At 74.5% G+C, this 2,889-nt stretch carries 3 protein-coding genes; 2 read left to right on the plus strand and 1 reads right to left on the minus strand.

Going from position 1 to position 2,889, the window contains the following annotated elements; all coding sequences use genetic code 11:
- Nucleotides 1–197 precede the first annotated feature (197 nt).
- Complete coding sequence (locus tag GTQ99_RS25635) at nucleotides 198–851, minus strand: TetR/AcrR family transcriptional regulator C-terminal domain-containing protein (RefSeq protein WP_205707989.1); 654 nt, start codon at nucleotides 849–851, stop codon at nucleotides 198–200.
- A 430-nt stretch (nucleotides 852–1,281) separates the two neighbouring features.
- On the opposite strand from GTQ99_RS25635, the gene GTQ99_RS21765 reads away from it, so the two are divergent.
- Both GTQ99_RS21765 and GTQ99_RS21770 read left to right on the plus strand, forming a co-directional pair.
- Nucleotides 1,282–1,743 carry a hypothetical protein gene (locus GTQ99_RS21765; RefSeq protein ID WP_166617783.1) on the plus strand — a complete coding sequence of 154 codons (462 nt, stop codon included), beginning with the start codon at nucleotides 1,282–1,284 and terminating at the stop codon, nucleotides 1,741–1,743.
- Nucleotides 1,744–2,014: 271 nt separating this feature from the next.
- Entirely contained in the window at nucleotides 2,015–2,821 is an 807-nt protein-coding gene (locus GTQ99_RS21770; RefSeq protein ID WP_166617784.1) for a DUF2382 domain-containing protein, read from the plus strand.
- Nucleotides 2,822–2,889: the final 68 nt, after the last annotated feature.

A 2,889-nucleotide genomic window follows, 5' to 3' on the forward strand; every position in this document is an offset into this window, starting at 1 on the left:
GGTGTGGGCACGCGTTTCTCCTGGCGGTGGGGCGCGGGTGCGCACCGGACGGCGGCGGGGGTGGTCCTCACGGGCGGCCGTGGGGGTTTACGGCGCAAAGCGCACGGTAGGCGCGGAGCGCGGTGTGCGCATCCGCAGGCCGCCCGCGCTGCGCCCCCGCGCTCGCGGCCCGCTCGGGCCGGGGGCGTGCGGCCCGCTCAGGCCAGGCGCGCCCGGGCCTCCTCCAGCCGCTCCAGCAGGTTGCCCAGGGAGTGCTCGAACTCCTCGCTGAGGTCCTCGACCGCCAGCCGGTCGGCCAGCCGCGTCAGCGTGGGGAAGGCGCTGAGGTCCAGCGAGGCGCCGTCGGCGGAGGCGCTGCCGGGGTCGACGGCGGCGGTGACGGGGTCGACGCCCTCCGCGGAGACCTCCAGCAGCAGGTGACCGACCAGGAAGCTGCCGAAGGCCCGGTAGGTGTAGACGGCGGCGTCCTCGCTGAAGCCGCGCGAGAGCAGCGCGGCCAGGAACCCCTCGATCCAGCGCAGGCTGCGCAGCGGCGGGCGGATCCAGGGCGCCGCGCGGTGGCGGGTGGCGATGAGCGGGAAGATCTGCGGGTGCTCCAGCGCCATGCGCCGGATCCCGCCCGCCACCCGGCGCAGGAAGGCCTGCCAGTCGTCCTCCGGGCGCAGCAGGACCTCGGGGTCGGCGTACAGCTGGTCCAGCAGCCGGTCCACCATGGCGTCCAGCAGTTCGTCGCGGCTGCGCACGTAGCGGTAGAGCGCCATCCCCTCCACCTGGAGGGAGGCGCCCAGCTTGCGCATCGACAGCTCGCCGATGCCGAAGCGGTCGACGAAGTCGATGGCCGCCTCGAGCACGACGCTCTTGCTCAGGCCCGGTCGACGGCGCGTGGCGCCTCCGGCCGCTGCGGCGGGAGGCGCACCCGCGGAGCGCTCGCTCGAGGAGCCGCGCTGCGTCGGCCGCCGCGAGGATGCCGACACCTGCCACCACCTCCTGCCGTCGGCGCGACGGCCCGTGAGGGCGTCGCTCCCGCTGTGCGTGCTGCCCGGTGCCGCGCCCGCAGGTCGCGGGCGTGCGGCACGCCGTACCCGCGTCCATCATCTCCCACGGGTGATCGCCGCTGCGCCCGGGTGCGACCGGTGCCCGCTCCCGGGAGCGCTCGACCGGGGGAGCCTCGTCGTTTACGCTGTATCCGCCGAGTGGTGGAGCGCTTGAGCACCGCCCGTCGGCGGTGTCCAGCACGAGGTCAGCCCACCCGCCCGCACGCGAGCCAGCCCCGGGAGCCCCATGCCGATCAGCGACGAGCAGGCCTTCCTGGTCGCGCGCTCGAGCGCCGTCGACCGCGACGGCCTCACCCTCGGCCCGGTGAGCGGGGTCTACTACGACGACCACACCGGGCGTCCGGAGTGGGTCACCGTGCAGCTGCGGGAGACCCCACCGCACGAGGGGCCGGCGGGTGACGACCCGCCGAGCACCGTGCGGGGAGCCGCGCAGAGCCGGTTCGTGCCGCTCGCCAGCGCCACGTACTCGCGCGGTCGCCTGCACCTGGACGTGAGCGCCGCGCAGGTGCGCAGCGCTCCGCCCGCCCGAGGCGACGAGCACCTGAGCAGCGCCGCGGAGCGGCAGCTGTACCGCCACTACGGCCTCTCGCCCGCCGGGGACACCGACGTGGACCCCGCCAGCGGGACGAGCGACCGCACGCAGGACGAACCGGGTGGACACAGCCTCCTGCCTCCCCAGGAGAGGTGAGCCGCGGGGCGGGACCCGGTGCCGGGCCGGACCCGGCGCCCGGTCGCGACGGGTTCCCCGCATCCTCCCGCGACGCCGGCACCTCGAGTTGCGAGGTGTGGTGGGGACTGGCTTCATGGTCCTGGCTTGACGCCGTAAACCCCGGTGTGACCCCGACTGCGGAGGTTTCGACACCCGCGACGGCACGGTCCCGCGACCCGCGGGAGCCGGCGCGCGGACGCACGGGCCACACCGACGCCACCCACCGATCCACTCCCCCCAGGAGGCCGACATGGCCGGCAACACCCTCACCGTGGACGCGCTCTACAGCGCCACCGTCTACGACCACGACGGCGACAAGATCGGCAAGGTCGAGGACGTCTACCTCGACAACGCCACCAGCCAGCCGGAGTGGGTCTCGGTCAAGACGGGCCTGTTCGGTTCCGGCATCTCCCTCATCCCGCTGGAGCGGGCCAGCCTCAGCGGCGAGCACCTGACCGTGCCGTTCGAGAAGGCCAAGGTCAAGGACGCCCCCCACCACGACCCGGGCCGCGAGCTGACCGAGACCGACGAGGACGACCTCTACCGCTACTACGGCATCGCCTCCTCCGGCGGTTCGGTGACCGGGACCGGCGTCACCGGCCGCACCGACACGCGCACCGACCGCACGGACACCGTGGGGCACGACACCTCGGGCCCCAACACCGACGACGCCATGACGCGCTCCAAGGAGGAGCTGCACGTCGGCACCGAGACCCGCGAGGCGGGCCGGGCGCGCCTGCGCAAGCACATCGTCACCGAGCGCGTCTCGCGCACCGTCCCGGTCTCCCACGAGGAGATCGTGGTCGAGCGCGAGCCGATCACCGAGGCCAACCGCGGTGCGGCCCTCTCCGGCGGCGAGCTGACCGAGGAGGAGCACGAGGTGACCCTCTACGAGGAGCACGCCGTGGCCGCCAAGGAGACCGTGCCCGTCGAGCGCGTGCGCCTGGACACCCAGACGGTCCAGGGCCAGGAAACCGTCGAGGCCGAGCTGCGCGAGGAGGTCATCGACCTCGACACCGACGCCGGCGTGGACCCCGTCCGCCGCGACCGCCGCTGACCCCGAGACGCCCCGAGCACCGCTCGCCGGTGCGGTCGACGTCGAACTCGACAGCACCTCGTCCCACC

This window comes from Kineococcus vitellinus (genome assembly GCF_009906315.1).
Lineage (GTDB): Bacteria > Actinomycetota > Actinomycetes > Actinomycetales > Kineococcaceae > Kineococcus > Kineococcus vitellinus.